This window comes from Helicobacter sp. MIT 05-5293, assembly GCF_000765665.2.
Lineage (GTDB): Bacteria > Campylobacterota > Campylobacteria > Campylobacterales > Helicobacteraceae > Helicobacter_C.
In genome coordinates, this window is record NZ_JROZ02000001.1 from 744,174 (window position 1) to 766,777 (window position 22,604).

At 36.8% G+C, this 22,604-nt stretch carries 24 protein-coding genes; 15 read left to right on the forward strand and 9 right to left on the reverse strand.

The features are described from left to right. Positions 1–139: 139 nt before the first annotated feature. The 8 genes from hisS to LS68_RS03825 all read left to right on the forward strand — a co-directional run bounded on the left by hisS (position 140) and on the right by LS68_RS03825 (position 7,105). Entirely contained in the window at positions 140–1,486 is a 1,347-nt protein-coding gene (gene hisS, locus LS68_RS03790) for a histidine--tRNA ligase (protein ID WP_034371238.1), read from the forward strand. After that, positions 1,483–3,303: a M3 family oligoendopeptidase gene (locus LS68_RS03795; RefSeq protein WP_034370567.1), complete on the forward strand. Its 1,821-nt coding sequence runs from the start codon at positions 1,483–1,485 to the stop codon at positions 3,301–3,303. Before hisS ends, LS68_RS03795 begins: the two co-directional genes overlap by 4 nt. After that, on the forward strand, positions 3,272–3,763 hold the full coding sequence (locus LS68_RS03800) for a hypothetical protein (RefSeq protein ID WP_138090989.1): 492 nt from the start codon (positions 3,272–3,274) through the stop codon (positions 3,761–3,763). Before LS68_RS03795 ends, LS68_RS03800 begins: the two co-directional genes overlap by 32 nt. 61 nt (positions 3,764–3,824) lie before the next feature. After that, entirely contained in the window at positions 3,825–4,451 is a 627-nt protein-coding gene (locus LS68_RS03805; RefSeq protein WP_052100217.1) for a DUF5644 domain-containing protein, read from the forward strand. Between the two features lie 9 nt (positions 4,452–4,460). Next, positions 4,461–5,282, forward strand: a complete 822-nt coding sequence (locus tag LS68_RS03810) for a hypothetical protein (protein ID WP_034371171.1) — start codon at positions 4,461–4,463, stop codon at positions 5,280–5,282. A 1-nt stretch (position 5,283) separates the two neighbouring features. Continuing rightward, a complete protein-coding gene (locus LS68_RS03815; protein ID WP_034370415.1) occupies positions 5,284–5,595 on the forward strand; it encodes a hypothetical protein in 312 nt (103 codons plus the stop codon). 60 nt (positions 5,596–5,655) lie between these two features. After that, positions 5,656–6,555 (forward strand): TerB family tellurite resistance protein, encoded by a 900-nt coding sequence (locus tag LS68_RS03820; RefSeq protein WP_034370418.1) that lies wholly within the window; start codon positions 5,656–5,658, stop codon positions 6,553–6,555. 52 nt (positions 6,556–6,607) lie between these two features. After that, positions 6,608–7,105, forward strand: a complete 498-nt coding sequence (locus tag LS68_RS03825) for a hypothetical protein (RefSeq protein ID WP_034370421.1) — start codon at positions 6,608–6,610, stop codon at positions 7,103–7,105. Positions 7,106–7,131: 26 nt separating this feature from the next. On the opposite strand, the gene LS68_RS03830 is transcribed toward LS68_RS03825, so the two are convergent. Continuing rightward, the gene (locus tag LS68_RS03830) at positions 7,132–7,545 is read right to left on the reverse strand and encodes a pyridoxamine 5'-phosphate oxidase family protein (protein WP_034370424.1); all 414 of its coding nucleotides are present in this window, start codon (positions 7,543–7,545) and stop codon (positions 7,132–7,134) included. Positions 7,546–7,554: 9 nt separating this feature from the next. Further along, a complete protein-coding gene (gene tpx, locus LS68_RS03835) occupies positions 7,555–8,052 on the reverse strand; it encodes a thiol peroxidase (RefSeq protein ID WP_034370427.1) in 498 nt (165 codons plus the stop codon). A 79-nt stretch (positions 8,053–8,131) separates the two neighbouring features. Here tpx and LS68_RS03840 point away from each other — a divergent pair, with 79 nt between their 5' ends. The 5 genes from LS68_RS03840 (at position 8,132) to LS68_RS03860 (ending at position 12,000) form a co-directional block, all read left to right on the forward strand. Then, complete coding sequence (locus LS68_RS03840; protein ID WP_034370430.1) at positions 8,132–9,550, forward strand: PhoH family protein; 1,419 nt, start codon at positions 8,132–8,134, stop codon at positions 9,548–9,550. Continuing rightward, positions 9,547–10,257, forward strand: a complete 711-nt coding sequence (locus tag LS68_RS03845) for a hypothetical protein (RefSeq protein WP_034370433.1) — start codon at positions 9,547–9,549, stop codon at positions 10,255–10,257. Before LS68_RS03840 ends, LS68_RS03845 begins: the two co-directional genes overlap by 4 nt. 31 nt (positions 10,258–10,288) lie before the next feature. Further along, a complete protein-coding gene (locus tag LS68_RS03850) occupies positions 10,289–11,014 on the forward strand; it encodes an NlpC/P60 family protein (RefSeq protein ID WP_034370435.1) in 726 nt (241 codons plus the stop codon). 255 nt (positions 11,015–11,269) lie between these two features. Beyond that, complete coding sequence (locus tag LS68_RS03855; RefSeq protein ID WP_034370438.1) at positions 11,270–11,746, forward strand: type II toxin-antitoxin system antitoxin SocA domain-containing protein; 477 nt, start codon at positions 11,270–11,272, stop codon at positions 11,744–11,746. Then, a complete protein-coding gene (locus tag LS68_RS03860; RefSeq protein WP_034370442.1) occupies positions 11,743–12,000 on the forward strand; it encodes a hypothetical protein in 258 nt (85 codons plus the stop codon). The genes LS68_RS03855 and LS68_RS03860 overlap by 4 nt, the downstream gene beginning before the upstream one ends. Before the next feature lie 222 nt (positions 12,001–12,222). Here the strand turns inward: LS68_RS03860 and LS68_RS03865 are convergent, their stop codons facing one another. From LS68_RS03865 to ppsA, 4 genes are read right to left on the reverse strand one after another with little or no spacing between them, the layout of a single operon-like run. After that, positions 12,223–12,573: an AzlD domain-containing protein gene (locus LS68_RS03865; protein ID WP_052100222.1), complete on the reverse strand. Its 351-nt coding sequence runs from the start codon at positions 12,571–12,573 to the stop codon at positions 12,223–12,225. A 10-nt stretch (positions 12,574–12,583) separates the two neighbouring features. Further along, on the reverse strand, positions 12,584–13,291 hold the full coding sequence (locus tag LS68_RS03870) for an AzlC family ABC transporter permease (RefSeq protein ID WP_034370445.1): 708 nt from the start codon (positions 13,289–13,291) through the stop codon (positions 12,584–12,586). Next, a complete protein-coding gene (locus LS68_RS03875) occupies positions 13,288–13,686 on the reverse strand; it encodes a hypothetical protein (protein WP_034370447.1) in 399 nt (132 codons plus the stop codon). Before LS68_RS03875 ends, LS68_RS03870 begins: the two co-directional genes overlap by 4 nt. Positions 13,687–13,711: 25 nt before the next feature. Continuing rightward, positions 13,712–16,141: a pyruvate, water dikinase gene (gene ppsA / locus LS68_RS03880; RefSeq protein ID WP_034370449.1), complete on the reverse strand. Its 2,430-nt coding sequence runs from the start codon at positions 16,139–16,141 to the stop codon at positions 13,712–13,714. Positions 16,142–16,346: 205 nt separating this feature from the next. Between ppsA and purL the strand changes: the two genes are divergently transcribed. Together purL and LS68_RS03890 are read left to right on the forward strand one after the other, a co-directional pair. Further along, complete coding sequence (gene purL / locus LS68_RS03885) at positions 16,347–18,584, forward strand: phosphoribosylformylglycinamidine synthase subunit PurL (RefSeq protein WP_034370452.1); 2,238 nt, start codon at positions 16,347–16,349, stop codon at positions 18,582–18,584. After that, a complete protein-coding gene (locus tag LS68_RS03890) occupies positions 18,584–19,078 on the forward strand; it encodes a hypothetical protein (RefSeq protein WP_034370455.1) in 495 nt (164 codons plus the stop codon). The genes purL and LS68_RS03890 overlap by 1 nt, the downstream gene beginning before the upstream one ends. Positions 19,079–19,129: 51 nt before the next feature. Here the strand turns inward: LS68_RS03890 and LS68_RS03895 are convergent, their stop codons facing one another. The 3 genes from LS68_RS03895 to thiE all read right to left on the reverse strand — a co-directional run bounded on the left by LS68_RS03895 (position 19,130) and on the right by thiE (position 22,502). Further along, on the reverse strand, positions 19,130–20,692 hold the full coding sequence (locus LS68_RS03895; RefSeq protein ID WP_052100224.1) for a tetratricopeptide repeat protein: 1,563 nt from the start codon (positions 20,690–20,692) through the stop codon (positions 19,130–19,132). Between the two features lie 105 nt (positions 20,693–20,797). Next, the gene (locus LS68_RS03900) at positions 20,798–21,664 is read right to left on the reverse strand and encodes a tetratricopeptide repeat protein (protein ID WP_052100226.1); all 867 of its coding nucleotides are present in this window, start codon (positions 21,662–21,664) and stop codon (positions 20,798–20,800) included. A 190-nt stretch (positions 21,665–21,854) separates the two neighbouring features. Next, positions 21,855–22,502 (reverse strand): thiamine phosphate synthase, encoded by a 648-nt coding sequence (thiE, locus tag LS68_RS03905; RefSeq protein ID WP_034371184.1) that lies wholly within the window; start codon positions 22,500–22,502, stop codon positions 21,855–21,857. Between the last annotated feature and the right edge of the window lie 102 nt (positions 22,503–22,604).

Here is a 22,604-nt window from a genome sequence, read left to right on the forward strand (position 1 = left end):
ATCGATTATTCTAGGGATAAAAAGCTTAAAAAATCACTTAAAAAGTGCAAAAATAAAGCATTTTTAGGGTAGAATTTCCATAATTTATTATTATTTTGCATTTAAATTTAATGTTTTTATCATAAGGAGCGTATTGATGTTGGTTACTCCCCGCACATTGAGTGGTTTTAAAGATCGACTTCCTAGAGAAGCTATTGCTAAAACTCATCTTTTGAATAAAATCAGTCATGTTTTTATGGATTTTGGATTTGTTCCTATTGAGACGCCGCATATGGAATATGCTGATGTGCTGATTAAACAAGGGAGTGATGAAATACAAAAAGAACTTTATCGTTTCAAGGATCATGGTGGGCGAGATGTGGCGTTGCGTTTTGATCTTACCGTGCCTTTGGCGAGATTCATTTCACAGTACAAAAGTAAAGTGGAATTGCCCTTTAAACGTTATGCGATTGGGAATGTGTTTCGTGGTGAAAGGGCGCAAAGAGGGAGATATAGAGAATTTACACAATGCGATTTTGACTTTATTGGGAGTGATAGTATCTCATGTGATGCGGAGATTCTGCAAGTCATTTATGCCTCATTGGTAGGGCTTGGGATTGATGAATTTACAATTTGGCTTAATCACAGACAGATTCTCAATGGTATTTGTCAGCATTTTGGCATCAATGATTCAAAAGATATTACTTCAACATTGCGTATTATTGATAAGCTTGATAAAATTGGGCAAGAGGGTGTATTGCAAGAGCTTCAACAAGAGCTGGGATTAAGCTCTGAGCTAGCGCGTAATTTGCTTGCAAGCACTTCAATCAAGCAGCAAAGCGATAGCGAGACATTTTTCAAAGAAATCGCTTATATGGAAGAATGGAATGAATCTATTAAAAAAGGTATCGAAGATTTAAAGGCTCTCTATGAGATTCTGTCTTTTTTACAAATGGATCAAGACACTTATCGGATCAATTTTTCTGTCGCAAGAGGGTTGGGGTATTATACAGGGATTGTGTATGAAACCACGCTCAACACTTTGAAAAATATTGGTAGTGTGTGTTCTGGTGGGCGATATGATGATCTCACAAGGACATTTTCCAAAGAAAAGATGAGTGGTGTGGGTGCTTCAATCGGTATTGATAGATTGTTGGCTGCTTTGGAAGAATTGCGTTTGCTTAAATGGAGGGCTTCAACTTCAGCAAGGGCATTAATCGTTTGTATGGATAAAGCATATATGCACTATGCGCATTATCTTGCAGAATCTTTTAGAAGAAGCAAGATTCCTATTGAAGTCTATCCTGAAGTTACCAAACTTAAAAAGTCTTTTGGCTATGCGAATGCTAAGGGTCATGAGTTTGTGATTGTCATTGGAGAGACGGAATACCTTAGTAAAACTCTCACGATTAAAAATATGACTTCAGGAATGCAGATTGATAGCGTGAGTTTCCTCAAAGCTCTCACTTTGATGCAAGAAGAAAAAGAGGAGGAAATTAAAATATGAGAAAAGTAGCCGTTACGCAAAATGAATGGGACTTAGGCGCATTATTCAAAACACAAGAATCTTTAGATCGTTTTATCAGTGCAAACACGCGCCGTGCAAAACATTTTGCAAAGACTTATGAGGGGAAATTGCATACTTTTAAGCCTAAAGATTTTGGTGTGATTTTACGCGAATATGAGGCGATTTTAGAGGGATTTGGACGCGTGATGACTTATGCGTTTTTGCGTTTTGCTAAAGATACTACACAGGGCGATTTTTATGCAAAATACGAGAATCTCACAAATCAATCTCAAAATCTGATTTTATTTTTTGAATTAGAATTTTGCAAATTGAATGAAAAGAAACGCGAAGATATTATAAAAAACGAACCACATTATGAGTTTTATCTCCAAAAGCTTATCGAAAACGATCAATATCAGCTTTCACTTGCTGAAGAAAAGGTTCTTCTCACGACTTCTCTTGTTGGTGTGGGTGCGTTTTCTCGACTTTTTGACGAACATTTGGCTCAAATGCGTTTTAAGGCGGTCAAAGAAGATTCTAAGCATAAAAGTGAGAAAGCAAAATCAAAAGCCTATATCAGCGAAGAGGAGATTCTAAGTCTTTTGCATCATTCTAAACGAAGTGTGAGAAAACAAGCGCAAGAATCTTTCAGTAAGGGATTGAAAAAATCTCGCCATTTATTGGGGTATATTTTAAATATGGTCAGAAAAGATTGTATGATTAATATGAAAATGAGAGGTTATAAAAGCCCAGAATCTTTCCGACACATTCAGAATCAAGCGACACAAAAAAGCGTAGATAAACTCATTGAAGTCGTAAATGAACATTTTGGAATGGTGAGTGAATATTACAATATCAAACGCGATCTTTTGGGTTTAAAGAAGCTTAAAGATTATGATCGTTACGCACCTTTAGACACAAAGCCACAGAATCTTCCTTATAATGAAGCCATCAATATGGTTTTGCAGGCTTTTGGGGATTTTGATCAACGTTTCAAAGATATTGCATTGAAAGGCTTGAGGAAAGGTTGGGTAGATTCTCACCCAGCAGATTATAAGCGTGGCGGTGCTTTCAGTCATGGGAGTGTGCCTAGTGCGCACCCTTATGTGCTACTAAATTATACGCATTCGAGACGCGATGCTTTTACGATTGCTCATGAGTTTGGACACATGATCCATCAAGAGCTTTCTAAAAAACAAGGCTATTTAAATATGGACACACCTTTGACGACAGCTGAAACAGCATCAGTTTTTGCCGAAATGCTTTTATTTGACAAAATGAAAAAGACGCTTGAAAAGGACGAATTGATTGCCTTATATGCAGGGAAACTTGAGGATATTTACTCGACAATGTTTCGTCAAGTCGTGATGACGAATTTTGAACGTAGGATTCATAGCACTGAAGAAGAACTCAAACCCGAAGCCTTTGATCGTATTTGGAAAGAAGAAAATGAACGAATGTTTGGAGATTCTCTGCAATTAACTAAGAATTATGAGGGCTGGTGGTGTTATATCCCTCATTTTATCCATTCGCCTTTTTATTGCTATGCTTATAGTTATGGGCAATTGCTTGTTTTGGCATTATTTGGGTTGTATAAATCCCAAAAAACACAACGAAGCAAACAAAAATTTATCGATACTTATGTTGAGTTTCTTTCTTTGGGTGGCAGTAAAAGCCCCAAAGAGCTTATTCGTAAGTTTGGATTCAATGTCGAGAGTGATAAGTTTTGGTTGATTGGTATCGCAGAAGTGAGAAAAATGCTTGAAGAGTTTAAGGAGATTGTGAATGAGCAAAATTCTTACACATCAAAAACTTAAGGCAATGATGGTTGCCCATGCAAAAGAAACATTGCAGTTTTTAGTGCAAGAGGGTATGAATTTTAGTGTTTTGTGTGAAGTTAATAAAATCAAATTTGCGCCTCCATTGCCTGATTATATCTTTGAAGATTTTGCAGAAATGACTATTTTTATTATGGCGGGATATACTTTTGAAAGTATTGAGTTACACAATGGAACTTTAGACTTTGAAGCAGGTTTTGGGAACGAAAATATTGGGAGTTTTGTAAGTATTCCTTATGATGCAATTGTGCAAATTTTGTTTCAAGATGATGATTTGCTCCAAGAAATCCCTTTATTTACAAATGTTACACAACCTAAACTTTACAGAATCCCCGAAGAAGAGATTCAGAAACTTTATGAAACTGAAAAAAAAGGATTGGAACAATCTTCGCTTGCTTTATCTTCAAATCCTGAAAATCAACGTTTTTTTAAAAAATAATTTACTTTTAAAAGGATTTTTTGATAAAATTGAGCAATTGGATTAATCGCGAGGAGGTATGATGGATCGGCTCACATTAAATGTCTTTCGTTTTACGGCAGGTATAGATTATCTGCCTTATTATCAAAAATTATCTTTTTGCTTTCAAGATTCTCATTGTCTTGAAGATGTGCTTCAGTATATCCAAAAGGAGATTCGAGGTTTTGAATATGAACAAGACCGCCTTACATTGCGTTTGAATGGAATAGTTATTTTTGAGAATCTTCCCGTGATGGATTTGGTGCAGAGATTTGGTAATGAATGGGTTATTGAGCCTGTATCAATATATTATGCTAAAAAAGATTTGATACTTAATAAAAAAGCTATTTGGAAACGTTATGAAACATTTTTTCAAGATGCTGATTTTCTCACAAAATCAGACAAAGAAGCCTTTGAAGACTATATGATGATTAATTTCATTACGCCAATGGACAATGAGCAGTATTATGGCGATGGATTTTTCCTTTATATTAAGTGGCTTTTATCTCGTTATCCGCAAAAATCAGAAGAGTTGCTCGAGATTCTCAAAGATAAAAAAGGTGGAATAATGAACTTTGTCAGTGTAGCAGAGTTTGCTTATCCTAAAGCAGAAAAAATTGATCAAGAAATATGGGATATGATACGAGAACGATTTGAACTCTACAATTAAGGTTTGACAATGAAATATATGATTTATGATGTTTACCATACAGATGAAAAAGCTAAAGCATTGCTTACAAGCTCTTATGAACTTTTTAAGCAACTTAAGTTAGAAGTATTGCCTACACCTCAACCTTTTAAATACTATGGGGGATATTGGGCAAGAATGAGCGAACCAGGTGAGCTTATTTATGCAATGGGATATAATCTCGCATTTGCGGATAGTCAAGAGGCTATTTTGGTATTTTTAGAAGAAGATGCTTATGCAAATGCAGTGTATGCAAAGACTCGCATTGAAGGAGATGTGCAAGTTATGCAGAATCTGCAAACTCATCTCGCACCTTTGGGATTAAAGTATGATAGCAAGGTGCAAATGGCTTATTTACCTGATTTGTTAAATTCACTTGACTTTTTTCATCTTATCACAAGACGTTTTTCTGCATTTTCTTCGGTGATTCTCAAAGGTGGTTATCAAGGGCATTTGCCTAAAACAACCAATCACAGAATCTATGAGGCTATTCAATTGGAATGTATTGATACACCGCTTGCTCATCAATATTATACGCATTTATTGAGTATTAATCCCACAAATGCTCTTTATAATGGTGCAAAACTCTTTTTTGATATGGCTGATTTGGGTGTAGATTTTATTTTGTCTTATTCGCTTTCACAATTTTATATGCTTGATTCAAAAAGAAAGCAAATGTGTAAAGCCTATAATCGTGATGATATTGTTTTGCCTATTTTGTTTTTACCTCAAGTTTTACTTTTGGCTTTTGGAGTGCTGGAGCATCACCAACTTGGTTTTGTATATCATGAAAATAAGATAAGGATTTTTTAATATGCAACCTGCTTTTAAAGTTTTAGCTGCTGCGATTATTGGAGGAGTTTGGTATCATTTTGGTGGAGAAGATGCTTCAATGGCATTGGTATTCTTTTTTGTGATTTTAGGAGTATTGTTTGTAAAGCCTATACATTATCAAGATCCTAAGAGGCGAGAAGAATATATGCAAAAGATGCGTGAAAGCAGAGAGCGTAAAATCGCACTCGAAAATGAACGCATTGAAGAGATTAGACGTCTTCGTAAGAGTGAGCGCGAACAAGAGGAAAAAATCAAAAGAGATTTTGAAAAGCGTATCAATAAACGAGTTTAGAAGAATGTAACGAATTTTTGCTACAATTTAAGTAAGAAAATCAGAATAAGGATAGGATATATGGAAATTGTTTTATTAGCAATTGCGGGGGTAGTCATTTATCTCCTTTATAATACTTTACAAGAATATTTGAAAAATCCGCTTCATCAGATGCCTTCATTTGGTAAGAATAATAACACTGCCGAAGAGGTGATTAGCTTTCAGAATCCTTATGAAGAGATTGCTGCATTGGATAAGGCAAAGGCAAGTGAGTTTGGTGTTTTGAGTGCGATTTTGGGCAAAGTGGTGTGGAGTGATGGACATATTTGTCCATTAGAGCAAAAACTTTTAGATGAAATGATAGTTGATATGTCTGCTGAAAGTAAGAATCCTAAGCTTACACCAGAAGATATTCAAAATATCATTATGGAACAAAAAGATAATAACTCTATGTCGTTAGAATCTCTTTGCGATCGTTATACGCAACTTACAAAGGGTGAATATAAGAAGCGTCTTAAGGTTGTAGAGTTTTTGTTTGCACTAGCTTATGCTGATGGTGTATTGTCTGAAGGCGAGCAAGAGTGTATTATTGATGTTGCAGCGTTATTTGAGATTTCCAATGAAGATTTTAATGCGCTTTATGAAAATTTTGAGAAAAATTTCGCCCAAGATTTGGAAATGAGTTTGGAAACAGCTAAAGAAATTTTTGAATATCATCAGGGTATGACTTTAGAAGATGTGAAGCAAACTTACGATGAATTGATCAAAAAATCAAAACAAAATATTTTTGATTCTAAAAATATCAATAAAAGTTTTTGTGAATCTTCATTGCCCAAGATTCGGGAAATTGAGCAGGCATATAAGGTGCTTAAGGAGTTTTTAGAATCTCAAGATGCAAGTCAGCCTACTCAAGTGCAACAGGAAGAAAAGCATCAAGGTGATGTTGCATCTTCACAATCAAGCAGAGGGTGGGATTTTTAGGAATAAATCTTGCTTGTTTTGAAAGAAATTTACTTTATCAGGAGGAGCACAAATGGATATTACTAAAATTAATCAATCAGGTGTGCAAAATATGCTTTCTAACATTTACAATGTCGCTAATCAGCCGCAAAAAGCTCCTAATGAAAGCAATGAAAGTGAGCAAAAGATCAATGGTGTAGATGGTCTTAATAATCAAGACAGATCGATTCAATCACTTCAGCATTTTGATATTACGCGACGCATTGATGATCGTTTTTCTCCATCAATCGAATTGACAAAGGCTCGTGAGATTGGCGGACAGCTTGAGGGGGGATTCCGAGATAAAACTTCATTTGAGAATCTCGCTGATACTTTAAAAAATGAGAGCTTGATCAATAATAATGAAAGAACAGCAATGGAATATCTTAAAAATAACTCTTCTAAATTAAGTTTTGATGAGTTTGAAAAAATCGCTGCTAATGATAATCATAGCAAAGAAATGAAAGGGCTTATTGATTCTGTAGTGAATAAAATGAAATTTGTTGATAGCGTCAATGGAGGTATTTTTTAATTCTATCGTTTCAAAGAATAGCTAGGCTATTCTTTGTAGGTAAGAGTATTTCCGTTATAATCTTGCAATTTTGCACTTATATTTTCGATATAAAAAACTGCAAACTTCGTATCTAGTGCATTCTGAAATATTTTTTGAACACGAGGATATTTCGCTAGTAACGCTTCTTTAACATCTGTATGATTGACGATTCTTGCTTCTCCGCGAATGCGCAAAAGCATTATATCGCTCGTGCTGATACATATTTCTACACCCGGAAATTGACTGATATGTTTATAAAGATTCTTATCACAAGAAGTGCCAAAATACAATTTATTATTGCAAACGATATGGGATTGCATAGGACGCACTCTTGGATTCCCACAAGTGCCTTTAGTTGCTAGATAAAAAGTCCCCGAATCAAGTATTTTTGAGATTTCATCAAGCGTGAGCATATCCATTTCGTTTCCTTATTTGATTGCATTGAGCGCATTATCATAGTGAGGCTCATTAGTGATTTCCTCACATACTTCAGTATAGATCACTTCACCTTGTGGATTGATAACAATCACAGAACGCGTTAGCAAACCTTTGAGGGGACCTGATTGTAAAAGCAAACCATAAGCTTTGCCAAAAGTTTTATCCACAAAATCACTCAATACGACAAGATTCTCAATACCTTCAGTCGTGCAGAATCTTCCTTGAGCGAAAGGTAAATCCATGGAAACCACATAAACTTTAGCGTTACTAATCTTTGCTGCTTCTTGATTGAATCTTCGCGCTTGAGTCGCGCAAACACCTGTATCAAGGCTTGGGACAACATTAATAATTTGATATTCATCTTTTGCACCGCCTATGGTGATGCTGGACAGATCTTTTCCTACAAGTTCAACTACAGGTGCTTTATCACCGACTTTAATTGTATGAGCACTTAAAACGACAGGGTTGCCCTTAAACTTTACTGACATCTTAGAATCCTTTATTGCAATTTATGATTTTTATGTATTCTTTTGATAGAATGTCATTATTCTATCAAAAGGGGGTTAATTGATTGCTAAAAGATATTTGCTTGACACTTCTATTATTTTAGATGATATTCAAAATATCATTTACTTGTGGCAGAATGCTCAAAATGAGATTTTTATTTCTGATGTTGTGATTGAAGAATTAGATAAAAAGAAAGATTTGAGCAATGAAAATGGATATTTTGCAAGAGAATTTTTCCGCTCTATTAGTGATGATTTTGATACCATTAGACAAGATGCGCCTGATGATATTATGTGTATTGCCAAGAATAATAATGACTTTACGCAAAAAATTTTTTTCAAAAAAGACAATATGTCTATCCCTATCATTTTGATTTATCGTTCTCAATATAAACTTCCCTTTCAAGAGCATAGTTATAATGATTCAAAATTGATAGAAATTGCGCGTGATTATGCGCTTATTTTGCTTACAAATGATATTTCTCTGAAAGTTCGCACGCAAGCACAAGGCATCAATGCTCAATCCCTTTTTAGGGATCGTGTAGAGAATCCTAACGATATTGATTTTTGGGCGCATTTCGAGCTACACAAAGATAAGCCGTTAGAGAATCTCAACAGCGATCCACATTTTATGCAGCTTCCTCAATGGAGCTTGATTCAGATTGATGAAATGGATAATACTGAAAGTTCTTTATACAAAACAGGCAAAAAGATCTTTGGTATTAAGGTTGGTGGTGTGTTTGAAGAACAGAATCTTGATGAGATTCTTAAAAATCATCAGCCTTATATTACGCCTATCAATCTTGAACAAAAAATGCTTTATGCCTTGTTGCTCCACCCTCAAAATAATCTCACAATCGTAACGGGCTCTACCGGAAGTGGCAAGACACTTATCACACTCCAAGCAGCCCTTACATTGCTCAAAAATGGCATAGTTGATGGTATCATTTATATGAGAAACACTATTACTGCCAATGACAAAGAGGCAGAGTTAGGCTATCGTAAAGGTGATGAGAATCAAAAATTAGGATATTTTATGTATCCGCTTTATAGTGCGGTTAATTTTACGATTGACAAACTTCAAGAAAGCTCACTTGCCAAACGCATAGAATATCGCGGAGAAGTTAATGGTATCCAGAAACAAGATGCTACCGAGTATTTTTTACAAAAACATAAAATTGAAGTGGTGGATATTGCCCATGCTCGAGGCATTAGTATTGGGAATAAATTTGTCATCTTTGATGAAGTGCAAAATGCCTCTAATGCTACTATTAAGCTCATTGGGACGAGGATAGGTGAGGGAAGTAAGATCGTCTTTTTGGGTGATTGGGCGCAAATTGACCACCCGTATTTAAGCAAATTTCGTAATGGCGCATTAAGCCTTTTAAGCAAGGCAGTGTGTGATGATTTTATTGCAGGTATTCAGCTTCATCAGACAATCAGAAGTGATGTGGCAAGTTGGTTTGGAGAAAACTTTTGAAACGAGCAGTATGGATTATTCTTTTTTTTGGATTTGGCGTGAATCTAATGTTTGCAGCGCGTCCGATGATCACCGATGATGCGCGCGTAGTCGATGAACACTCTTGTCAATTAGAGACTTGGGGGCAGTATAGTCATCAAATCGGTGAATTTTGGGCAATAGCAGGTTGTAATTTTATCTATGATGTGGAAATCAGTTTTGGTGGATTACTGAGCAATGAGCCTACTCAAGCAATGAGTGATCATAGGGCGAAATGGGGTGGTAGAGAGCTTGTGATTGGAGCGAAAAAAGTCCTTAAGGATTTGGAGACAGATGGCTATAGCTTTGGGTTGGCTCTCGGTAATGCGTATAATTTTAGGCGATTAAAGAATCCTAACGATTTTTATTTGTATGTGCCTATCAGCAAGGCATTTTTTGATAATCGTTTATTTGTGCATGCAAATCTTGGATATAAACTTGAGCATAACACTTCTTCAGAACATATTTATAATGTAGGCTTGGGTTTGGAACAAGAAGTCAGTAAAAGAGTGTGGGTTCTTGCCGAAACCATTTATGAGCGATTAGATACGCCTAAATACCAATTTGGCTTGCGCATATGGCTTATGCCTGATAGAATCCAGCTTGATGGTACTTATGGTAATGCTTTTAAGGGTGGGCAGAGTTGGCTCTCTGTAGGGCTTAGGTTTCTTGGACCTCGAATGTATTAAACTCGTTTAAAATTTACAAGGATTAAATAAAATGAATAAAATATTAAGTTTTATGATTGTTTTAATTATCTTAATATGCACAGGTTGTGCCTCTTTGAATGCTCAAAAATCCATTGCGTATAGCGTGCAAGTAGGGAGTTTTAAAGAAGTTGATAATGCAGGGAAGCTTGTAGATTCTCTTAATACTAAAGGCTTAGATGCGTTTTTGTTTAAAGAAAACAATATGTATAAAGTGCGTTTTGGTGATTATCGCAGTGCAGAGCTTGCCAAAGCAGAAGCCTTTAAATACCAACAACAGAATCTGATTGATGTATTTTTCATCGTATCACCACAAAAATATGCAATCAATCAGAAAAAATATTCTTCAGAGAAGCAAAAAAATCACGATGTGCGTGAGGATATTGTGGAAAGTGCGTATCAATACATTGGTGTGCCTTATAAATGGGGAGGCACATCAGATTCTGGATTTGATTGCAGTGGCTTAACTCACGCAGTTTATCGGCTTAATGGCATTGTTTTACCTCGTGCATCTTATGAACAATACGATGATGGCAAATCAGTGAGTAAAGATAAGCTCCAAAAAGGGGATTTGGTCTTTTTTATTACCAATAAGGGAAGACGGATTAATCATGTGGGCATTTATGTGGGGGATAATGAATTTATACATGCCCCAAGCAAAGGAAAAAGCGTCAGCAAGGCACGATTAGATTCTGCTTATTGGACGAAGGCTTACAAAGGGGCGCGGAGTTATCTTTAGAATCTTATGGGGTAAAAATAACATTCCTAGATTTTTTCACCTTAAGATTTGCAAAAAGCTAAGGTTTTCTTTGCAAGCTTCTTTTTGTCTTCATATATTTTTATAATCAGATTTAGAATCCTCTGCAGATTCTTAAGATTTATCAATTAGTATCTCTTAATTATTTTTACCAAATGCTTATATACTTAACTTTGGCAAGAAAATTGCTTATTAAAAAATAAATATTATCAATCATCACTTAAAGGAAATGGTATAATGAAAACACTAAATGCGTATGATGTGGCTTTATATTTTTTGTATCGTGCGAGAGAATTAGATGCAGGCGATGTGATTTCTAATCTCAAAATGCAAAAAATGCTTTATTATGCTCAAGGACATTTTTTAAGCATCGTTGGGACATCTCTTTTTAAAGAGAGTATAGAGGCTTGGAAGCATGGACCTGTCGTGAAAAGTATCTATGATCGATTTAAAAAATATGGCAAACTCGCGATTGATTTCAAGGAATTAGATCACTTCAAACATGAAGTTTATAACAAAACGCATTTAGACCTTTTGCCTTTTATTTTTAATAAATACAATGCTTATAGTGCTTGGGAATTGCGTAACAAGACACATAATGAATCTCCATGGGTTGATTCTTATGATCCTTTTATTACAAATGAGATTCCCGTGGAGCTTATTAAAGATTTTTTTATTAAACAAGCAAAAAAGGAGGCACAAAGTTACCTATGAGTGGATTTATAGGCACGCTTGTTATGTTCAATATGATTAATTTTGCTTTTAGCGTAGAGTTGAATATGCGCCAAAAGAAATTTGTCTTGAACGCAATTTTGCCTCTAAGTGAAAAAACTCCTACGATGAAAGAAATCAAAATCTATGTGAAAAAAATCAATGTAGAATTTTACAATGAAACCAAAATAGAAAGAGAAAAATTTGAAGTTTTTTTGACAAATTATCTTTTTAATAATATTGGTAATATGGTTTGAGGATATTAAACTTCTTCAAAAGATACGATAAAACCTCATAAATCAATTCTTATCTTAGCTTTTTGAATAGAGGGTTCTTTGAAGAAATCATAAGAATAATTGTAGAATCTGTGCAATAAAAGAAAATTAAAGTTTTTTTTGAGGGATTACCTTGAAGTCCTTATAGTAAAAAATATTAAAATCTTCGCTCGCCGAAAGCTTAGATTCTAAATGATTTTAATATTAAGTTTGATAAAAATACATAATAAATCCTACAAAAACAACAAGGGCAAGTAAAAATGCACTTAAGAGGCGATTTGTCCAAAGTGTGGCAAAAAATACAAAAGCCAAAAGTAGGAGCTTGAGTGCATCAATAAAAGCAAAATTTTGCACAAAAGTCATAATATCATGTGTAAAAAATGCAGTCGAATACACAATAGCCCCAAGCATAGCTTGCGTGCTATAAGTCAAAAAACGATAGAACTTCCCATCAGTATTGCCAAGCAGGGCATGATCAGCAAAAATAAAAGGTAAGACTCTGCAAATAAATATCGTTAGGGCAGCAAATAAAAGTAATATCCAAAACATGCTCATAATTTCTCCTTTAGTGTGTCATTGAAGCAATCTTTCTTTTGCGCGCTCTTTGATTTTCATCATAAAGCAACATGAGTGCGCCAATTACAAATGGCACAATCAACAAGTAATAGCTTGGGGTTAGTGCAATCACAAAGGGAGCAAATAAGAATCCCCAAAAATAACTTCCAATTTCTTTAAAATTAGGATAATGCTTTGCTGCAAGCCCTGTAAATTGCAAAGGTAGCACCAGAGCGATAATCTCTCTTAATTCCGGTGAATTGAGAGCTGCACCCATACTTGCACCTAAGCCTGTGCAAAGAAGTGATACAAGCCATATAGGCAACCCAAGCCCGATAAAATATGCAAAGGGGTATTCATTCATTTTTTTAAACTTTGATATACAGCCACTAAAAACAGAGGGACAAATAAGAATACTTGAAATTGCAAGGTAGAATAAACTTTGATGCTTGAAATAAGGTGAGAGCGTGGCACTCATCAATAAAAACCGTGCATTCATCGCTAAAATAAGGGGAATGAGAATATAGCCATCTTGGTAACTTTGCACGAGGAGAAACTGCAGAGGAGTAGAAAAAACAAATAAAGTAGTGGCGACACTCTCAAAGAAACTCAATGAATTAGCATAACCATTAGCACCAATAGAGAGATATAAAAATATAAAAGATACGCCAAAGATAGAAGAATCTTTTAAGCCATCAATTAAATAGTCTTTTTTCATACACTTACCTCCATAAATTCTTCTCTCGCAATACCTTTACTCCTTAATAATACTCGAGGCGCAGAATACAAATCAAAAACTTTCTTTTCAATGTTTTCTAACTGATTTAATTTTGATCTTCCATGTAATACTTTTTTGTTAGCAAAAATAGCAAAAGAACCTTCGCTACTGAAAGTGTTTAGGCTGCATTGTTGTAAGATTTCTCTCATCTTTGCAATGAGCTTTTGAGATGCCGTATCAAGTCCTATCATTCGTTCTCCGACATTTGTATCAATTCTAAAATCCAAATTAAACCCAACACCTTTTCGTGCGTTGTAAAATGCAAGTGGCTTTATTTGAGATTTACTTGTTTTTACATTTTTGCCAGATACAAATTGCACTTGTGATTCAAACATACTCAAAAACTCTTCATTAATCTAATTATTTTAGTGTTTTCTCTACCTCTACTACTTTTTGCCATGTCGCAATCACTGAATCAGGATTCAAAGAAATAGAGCTGATGCCTTCCTTGACAAGGAATTCTGTTACTTCTGGATAATCACTCGGAGCTTGTCCGCAAATACCGCAGTATTTATTATGACGCTTACAAGCTTCAATCGCTTTCTTAAACATTATAAACATCGCGGGATTACGCTCATCAAAGACATGGCTTACTAAATGCCCATCACGATCAACACCTAAAGTCAATTGGGTGAGGTCATTTGAACCGATAGAGAATCCATCAAAGAGTTCTAAAAATTCATCAGCTAAAATCACATTTACAGGCAATTCACACATCACATAAATTTCTAAGCCATTTTTACCAGATTCTAATCCATTGCGTCTCATGATTTCAAGCACTTTTTTACCTTCTTCAGGAGTGCGTAAGAATGGTATCATCACTTTCATATTAGTAAGCCCCATTTCATCACGCACCATTGCTAAGGCTTGACATTCCCATTCAAAGGCTGTGCGATAAAGGTCTGAATAATACCGACTAGCACCTCGATAGCCAAGCATTGGATTCTCTTCGTGAGGCTCATAAGCTGCACCACCAAGCATACCGCAATATTCATTAGATTTAAAGTCGCTTGTGCGCACAATAACAGGGTTAGGGTAGAATGCCGAACAAATCATACCAATCCCTTCAGCAATCTTTTTGGTAAAGAAATCTTTAGGATTCTCATAACCTGCCATGATTTTTTCAATTTCATTTTTTTCTTTGAGATTCTTAGTGTTGCCATTTTGTATATCAAGAAGCGCAAGAGGGTGAGCTTTGATTTGGTTAAGCACGATAAGCTCCATTCGAGCTAATCCTACACCATTGTTAGGGAGTTTTGAGAATTTGAAAGCTTTTTCAGGATTGCCCACATTCATATAGATTTTTGTTTTGGGTTTGCCAAGATTACTAAGCTCAATTGTTTCAATCTCATATTCGTGTATGCCATCATAGATATGCCCTTCTTCTCCTTCTGCACAAGAGACGGTGATTTCCATACCATTATAAAGTCGGTCAGTCGCACCTATCGCTCCTACGATTGCAGGGACACCGATTTCTCGAGCGACAATCGCTGCGTGGCAAGTGCGCCCACCGCGATTAGTGATCACAGCAGCAGCTTTTTTCATTGCAGGCTCCCAATCGGGGTCAGTATTGTCTGTTACGAGAATCTCTCCTTCTTTAAAAGTATCCATATGTTCAATGTCATTAATGATACGCGCTTTACCTGTCCCAATCTTACTGCCAATCGCTTTACCAGTAAGGATTATTTCTTTTTTATCGTTAGGGTGAATGAATTTGAATTTCTCAATTTTATTTGCACCCGCTTGTTTTTTCATATTTTGACTTTGGACGGTTTCAGGTCTTGCTTGGACGATGAAAATATCCCCGCTGTCTCCATCTTTTGCCCATTCCATATCCATAGGGCGATATTCTCCCGCTTCTTTTGTGTAGTGTTCTTCTATTTTAATCGCATAGTGAGCAAGGGTCAAAATATCGGCATCGGTGATAGAAAATGTTTTCATCTCTCTTTGTGTTGTTTTAATGTTTTTTGTAGGGCGATCGCTACCTCGTGGCGCATATACCATTTTTTGGTGCTTGTGTCCAAGCTGACGTTTGATAATGGGGCGTTTGCCTTCTTTGAGTGTGGGCTTAAAGACATAGAATTCATCGGGATTTACCGTGCCTCCCACGACATTTTCACCTAATCCCCAGCTTGAAGTGATAAACACAGCATCTTTGAAACCTGTCTCTGTATCGATACTAAACATCACACCTGCACTGCCTTTATCTGCGCGCACCATTTTTTGCACACCCACGGACAAAGCAACTTTAAAATGATCAAATCCCCTTGAAGCTCGATAGCTCACGGCTCTATCGGTAAAAAGCGAAGCGAGACAAGATTTAATATAGTGAATAAGCTCGGTTTTGCCCTTGATATTTAAGTAAGTATCTTGTTGTCCTGCAAAACTTGCATCGGGTAAATCCTCTGCTGTTGCAGAGCTTCTCACCGCAACATCAGCTTCTTTCATACCATATTCTTTACTTAGAATCTCATAAGCCTTGAAGATTTCTTCTCGTAAATCCGCAGGAAAAGGTGTCCCAAAAATCAATTCACGGATTTTTTTTGAACGTGTTTTGAGAACATCAATTTCAGTTACATCTACACCATCGAGCAAATCAATAATTTTTTGTCTAATCTCTCCAGAATCAAGCAAATACCAATAAGCCTCACTTGTGATTGCAAATCCATTAGGGACTTTGATACCCTCCGAAACAAGCTCTTGAAACATTTCTCCGATACTTGCATTTTTACCGCCGACAATAGGAACATCTTTATTATTGAGTTCCTTAAAAAACTTAATATACTTCATCGTGTCTCTCTCCTCAATTTTATGCTTGAATAAATGGCTATTGTAGTAAATGAGTGTTTATCTCAAACTTAAAATATGCTAATTTCTCTTTGCCTTTACTTTTTGAATACCCTTATTTGTAGCATTTTAAAAATAAAACAATGGGAAATGTGTTAGAATCCATAACTTTAAAGAGACAAATGAGACATTTTGAAAAGGTTAGAAAATGAAAGACATCACACATCTTCTAGGAAAAATCCCTGATTTAGAGCAGACTTTGCAAGCTCACAAACTTTCACAAGAGGAATATACACATATTGTAGAGATTCTCCACAGAGAACCTAATCTGATTGAGCTTGGTATTTTTTCAGCGATGTGGAGTGAGCATTGTAGCTATAAATCAAGTAAAAAATATTTGCGAGGTTTTCCCACCAAAGCTCCTTGGGTAGTGCAAGGACCCGGAGAAAATGCTGGTGTGATTGATATTGGTAATGATTTATGTGCAGTTTTTAAGATAGAATCTCACAATCACCCAAGTTTTATCGAACCTTATGCAGGTGCTGCCACAGGTGTAGGCGGCATTATGCGTGATATTTTTACAATGGGGGCTTATCCTCTTGCTTCACTCAATTCTATCCGTTTTGGTGATGTTGATAATAAGGGGGAGCTAGGCAAAAAGCATCGTTACCTTTTGCGAGGTGTGGTTGAGGGTATCGGTGGATATGGAAATTGTATGGGAGTGCCTACCATTGGTGGAGAGATGAGTTTTGAATCATGTTACAATGGCAATATTCTCGTCAATGCGTTTTGCTTGGGACTAGCAAAAAAAGATGAGATTTTTTATGGACGAGCTGAAGGTGTGGGCAATCCTGTCATTTATGTCGGCAGCAAAACCGGGCGTGATGGGCTAGGTGGTGCTGTGATGAGCAGTGATAGTTTTGATTCAGATTCAAAAGCCTTGCGCCCCACGGTGCAAGTCGGCGATCCTTTCGCAGAAAAATTACTCTTAGAAGCATGTATGGAGCTTTTTAAGCAGGATTTAATCGTGGGGATTCAAGATATGGGTGCTGCGGGATTGACAAGCTCAAGCTTTGAAATGGCGGGAAGAGCAGGGAGTGGAATGATTTTGCATCTCGATAAAGTGCCTATGCGTGAATCGAGTATGAATCCTTATGAATTGATGCTTAGTGAATCACAAGAGAGAATGCTGATTTGCGCAAAAAAAGGCTGTGAATCTAAAGTGCTTGAAATCTTTAAAAAATGGGAGCTTGATGCGGCAATCATTGGTGAAGTAACTTCAAGTGGCATTATGGAGCTTTATTGGTTTGGGCAAAAGTGTGCAGAAATACCGGTAGAAGATGTGAGTGAAAATGCGCCTATTTTGGATCGTCCTATCAAAGAGCGTTCTTTATCAGACCAACAAGTCAGCGAATTGCAAACAGACCTAAGCACACAAGAAATTTTCTTTAAATTGCTTGGTAGTGTGGAAATGATGAATAAAAAATGGGTGTATGAGCAGTTTGATAGTAGTGTGCAAACCAATACGATAATCGCCGCAGGGAGTGGAGATGCGAGTATGATACGCATCAAAGAAAGTGGTGCAGGGCTTAGTATGAATGTGTATTGTAATATGCGCTATTGTTTTCTTGATCCTAGAGAGGGGGCAAAAATCGCTGTGGCAACTGCAGGGAGAAATTCTATCACACGCGGTGCAAAGCCTTTGGCGATTAGTGATTGTCTGAATTTTGGCTCACCGCATAATCCCGAAGTGATGTGGAGCTTTAAGGAAGTGTGCGAGGGGATTAAAGAAGCTGCTGAAGTCTTACAAACGCCTGTGGTAAGTGGTAATGTGTCTTTACATAATCAAAGTGATAGCATAGATATTTATCCTACACCTTCTATCGTGAGCGTGGGGCTTATCCACGATGCAAAAAAAGCGATCGATTCACGCTTTAAATCATCGGGGAGTGTGATAGTATTGCTTGGTGAGATAAAGGCAGAATTTGGTGGGAGTTTAGCGCAAAAGATTCTCGAAGGGAAGATTTATGGGTGTATCCCACAGATTGACTTAAAAAGAGAGCAATCACTTTGGCAAGCAATGCTTAAAGCGACTGATGAAGAGCTGCTTTTATCGGCAAAAGATGTCGGGCAGGGAGGTTTGGCACTTACTCTTGCTAAAATGGCATTGGGTAATGGTGTGCATCAACCTTTGGGCTGTGATGTCCGCACAGGCTTATCGCCACACTTGCTTTTTGCTCCCTCTCAAAGCTGTATTATTGCCGAGATAGAATCAGGCAAACTTCCCTCGCTTCAGGCAATCGCTAAAGAATGTCAGATTCCCTTACAAGAGATTGGCTGTGTGAGTGGCGAGAATCTACGCATTGATGAGATCAATATCCCTCTTGAAGATGTGAGTAAGCTATATTTTGAAAGTTTCGAGTATTTGATTAATCAAGATTTATAATGCCGATTATAAGGATAATATGCTTATGCGCCGTTATTTTAGGTATTTTAAGCGCAAAAGATGATTCCCCCAATCCTTATACTTTGCCCAAAGATGGGGCGTATTATTTAGAACACAATACCGAGATTCTCAATAACTTTCTTGAGCAAGTCAAAAAGCAATCAGAGGAGAGAAATTATCCTTTTTTTCGCTCTCGTCCGCTTGTAGAACACACCGTCTATCGCACACTTTCACCCAAAGAAAAAGAATCTTTACAAGGTGGCATCGTGCTAACGCGGTTTTTTCTTTCTTCTTTTATCCGATACAGCCATTTAGGCGGTGTGGGTGTAGGGGGAAAATTTACTAAAAATGCCGAAAATGAGATGTATTTTAGCTTTGATGGGCGATATTTGAGCGACTTAAAAGCCTTAGGGCTAGGGCGAGAGATTTTTGCCTATTGCGTATTGCCTCGATTTGATAAGTGCATCATGCTAGGCATTGGTGAGGAATGGTAGGGCTAGATTCTGGAGTTGTGGCTATATATAGAATCTAAAGGTTAAAAAATATTAGCGATTGAGTCTTTTATAGTTATCACAACCCATTTGTTCTCCCATATCACAAGCCTTGCCAAATAATTTTTTTGCCTCAATCAAATCTTGCCTCACTCCCCGTCCATATTGGTATGACATTCCTAGATCATTACAGCCTTGGGCTATGCCTAAATTACAAGTTTTTAAGAACATATCATTTGCTCTCAAGTAGTTTTGCCTCACTCCTTGACCATGAAGATAGAGCATTCCTAGATTATAACAAGCATTCGCTTGATCTGCATAACATGCTTTGGAGTAAAACTCTCTCGCTTTGAAAAAGTCTTGTTTGACACCTCTGCCTCTATAATATTGCACACCTAGATTGTAGCAACCCAAACTATTCTCCAACTCACACGCTTTAGTGAAAAGCTCTACCGCTTTTGTAAAATCTTGCACATCACTCTTATCATACTCATCATACATCACACCAAGATTATTACAAGCAAAGCTATTTTCTAGCTCGCAAAGTGCTGTCAAAATACTCTGTGCTTTAGCATAGTCTTGCGGGAAAGTCTCACTATGAGCATAAATAACTGCTAAAATATTGCAAGATTTTTGTATGTCTTCTTGACCTTGCGGATCAAATACAAAATATCCATTTTTTTCAATAAAACACGCCTTGCTTAACAGCTTTTCTGCCTTAAAGTGATCTTCTTCCACCCAATCATTACCTTCAAAATATGCTTCTCCTAAAATATAGCAACTATGAACATACCTCAAATCACAAGATTTAGCGTAAAATTCTACTGCTTTGCGAATGTTTGGTTGAAAATATTGACCATTGAGGTAATATTCTGCTAGGTTTGCGCATGCAAAAGCATTGCCTAACTTACAAGCCTTGATATAAAGATTTTCTGCTTTATGGAGATTTGTTTCGACACCTTCACCCTTTAGATACGCTTGAGCTATCAGCCCACAGGCAGTCTCTCCGCCTAAATCACAGGATTTACTCAAAAGATCTATTGCCTTTTTGGTATCCTTTTTTGCATCTTTTCCCTCAAAATACAGCTCTCCTAAAAGACCACAGCCTGTCGCTCCGCCCAAATCACACGCCTTAGTAGCAAATTTAATCGCCTTTTTGAGATCTTGCTTTATGGGTGCGCCACCGAGATACGAAAAATATAGATCGGTGCAAACTTCAGGATCTCCCATATCGCAAGCTTGATCAAATAGTTTTTCTGCTTTGGTCATATCTTTTTTGTCTGCATACAATGTCCCTAAGAGCAAGCAACCCTCGGCATTATCTAAATCACATGATTTGGTGTAAAACTCCATAGCTTTGTCGGGATTTTTCTCTATGTTTTGAGTCGAGCGATGATAATGATGATAATATAGTTTCCCGACTTTATTGCAAGATATAGCATCATTCATATCACACGCTTTTGCGTAAAATTCTGCAGCTTTGATAAAGTCTCTCTGCTCATAGAGGGTTTCTCCGCTATTTTTACAGCTTTCCTTATCATTACAAGGAAGTGAGGGATTTAGCGCACAAGCGGTAAAAATAATTGATAAACATATACTCAACAGAAAGATTCTCATTTGTAGCCTTTTATATGTGTATGATCTTAGGTAAATATCAGAGATAAAGGCGGTAGATTCTAAGCTAATCCAACTTAAAATCCATTCAAATCTTAGGATATTATTCTATTGATTGAGAAATCTATAAGCAATACAACCTCTCTGATCTCCCAAATCACAAGCCCTACCATAGAATGCCCTTGCTTTTGTCAAATCTTGCTCCACGCCATTTTCTCCCAAGTAAAGTTCTCCTAGACTCCCACAGCCTTGAGCATCTCCCATATTGCAAGCTTTGCTAAAAAGTGCCATTGCTTTTGTCAAATCTTGCTTTACACCTCGCCCAAGATAATAAAGCGTTCCTAGATTCGCGCAACTTTGAGCGTTTTTCAAATCACAAGCTTTGGCGTAAAAATCTTTTGCTTTGGCAAAATCCTGCTTTACTTTTTTACCTTCATAGTAAAAACACGCTAGATTCGCACAGCCATGGGCGTTTTTCAAATCACAAGTTTTACTATAAAATGCCCTTGCTTTTTCAGAATCTCGCTCCACGCCTTGCCCAAAATCATAATACCACCCTAGATTATAACAGCTCCTAGATTCACCCAAATCACACGCTTTGGTATGAAATTTGATAGCTTGTTTAAAATCTCGCTCAATCCCATTTTCCCCCTCCGCATAGAATGTCCCTAAAGCAAAACAGGCTCTGGAGTATTGTAAATCACAGCTTTTCTCTAAAAGCATCGTCCCACGCGCTATACTTTGCTTCCCTGTAATGTCGTAAAGATAAACCAAGCCCGATTTAAAGCACATCTCCCCATCATTCATATCACACGCCTTTGTGTAAAATTCTGCAGCTTTGGTGAAATCCCGCTGTTCATGGAGGGTTTCGCCACTGCTTTTGCAGCTCTCCTTATCATTGCAAGGAAGCGTGGGTTTTAGCGCACAAGCGGTAAAAATGATTGATAAACATATACTTAATAGAAAGATTCTCAATTAGCTATCCTTTATGTTTAAGTAAAAAATTTCAAGAGATAAAGCATAAGTATTTTAAAATAATCAAACTTAAATCTTATTGCGGGGATTTGTCAATGTTGATTCTGATTCTGTTAAGATAAAACAATCCTTGGCATTATCAAAATCACAAGCCTTGATATAAAGTTTATTCCTTGAGCCCTATGAAAGCTCAAAATGAGAATCTCTCTCTTAAATCGCAAGCATTATGATATATAGCTTGAGCCAGAGAATCATTTTTGCCTTGATAATTTTGCCATAGAGAGCTTATCACAGCGCACATATCGGCATTTTTTAGCAAATGTATATTATAAGTGCTAATCCCTCCAATTGCGCAAATAGGGATTTTTAACGCACCTTTGGCAGATTCTAGAATCTCTAAAGGTGCAAGGGGTGCGCTGGGCTTTGTAGGAGAGGGGAAAAACGCACCAAAAGCGACATAATCCACACCTAGAGATTCTAAATCTTTTGCCTTTTGCAAATCCGCATAGCTTGAAGCCCCTAGAATCCCTTTGAAACGCGCTCTTGCTAGTGGGATTTCTCCATCGTCTTTACCCAAATGCAAAGCAGGAGCGTTAAGCCTTAAAGCCAAATTAAGCCTATCGTTTATCACAAAAAGCGCATTATATCGTTCGCACAGCCCTATAAGCTTTTTTGCGACAGGATAAAGAAACTCATCGCTATGGCTTTTGTCGCGCAGCTGGAAGATTTTCACCCCACCTTTGAGGGCAGATTCTAAACATTGCGGGAGGATTTCATAAGGGGTGAGAATCTCATCAGAGATAGCATAGATACCTTGTAAAGCTTTATCGTGCGGCATTTTTGAACCATATATTAAATACATTAAGTTTTATTATTTTTACAATCAAAGTCATTCGCTCCTTTGTATCAAAGCATATTATAGCTTAACTCTAATGAGATG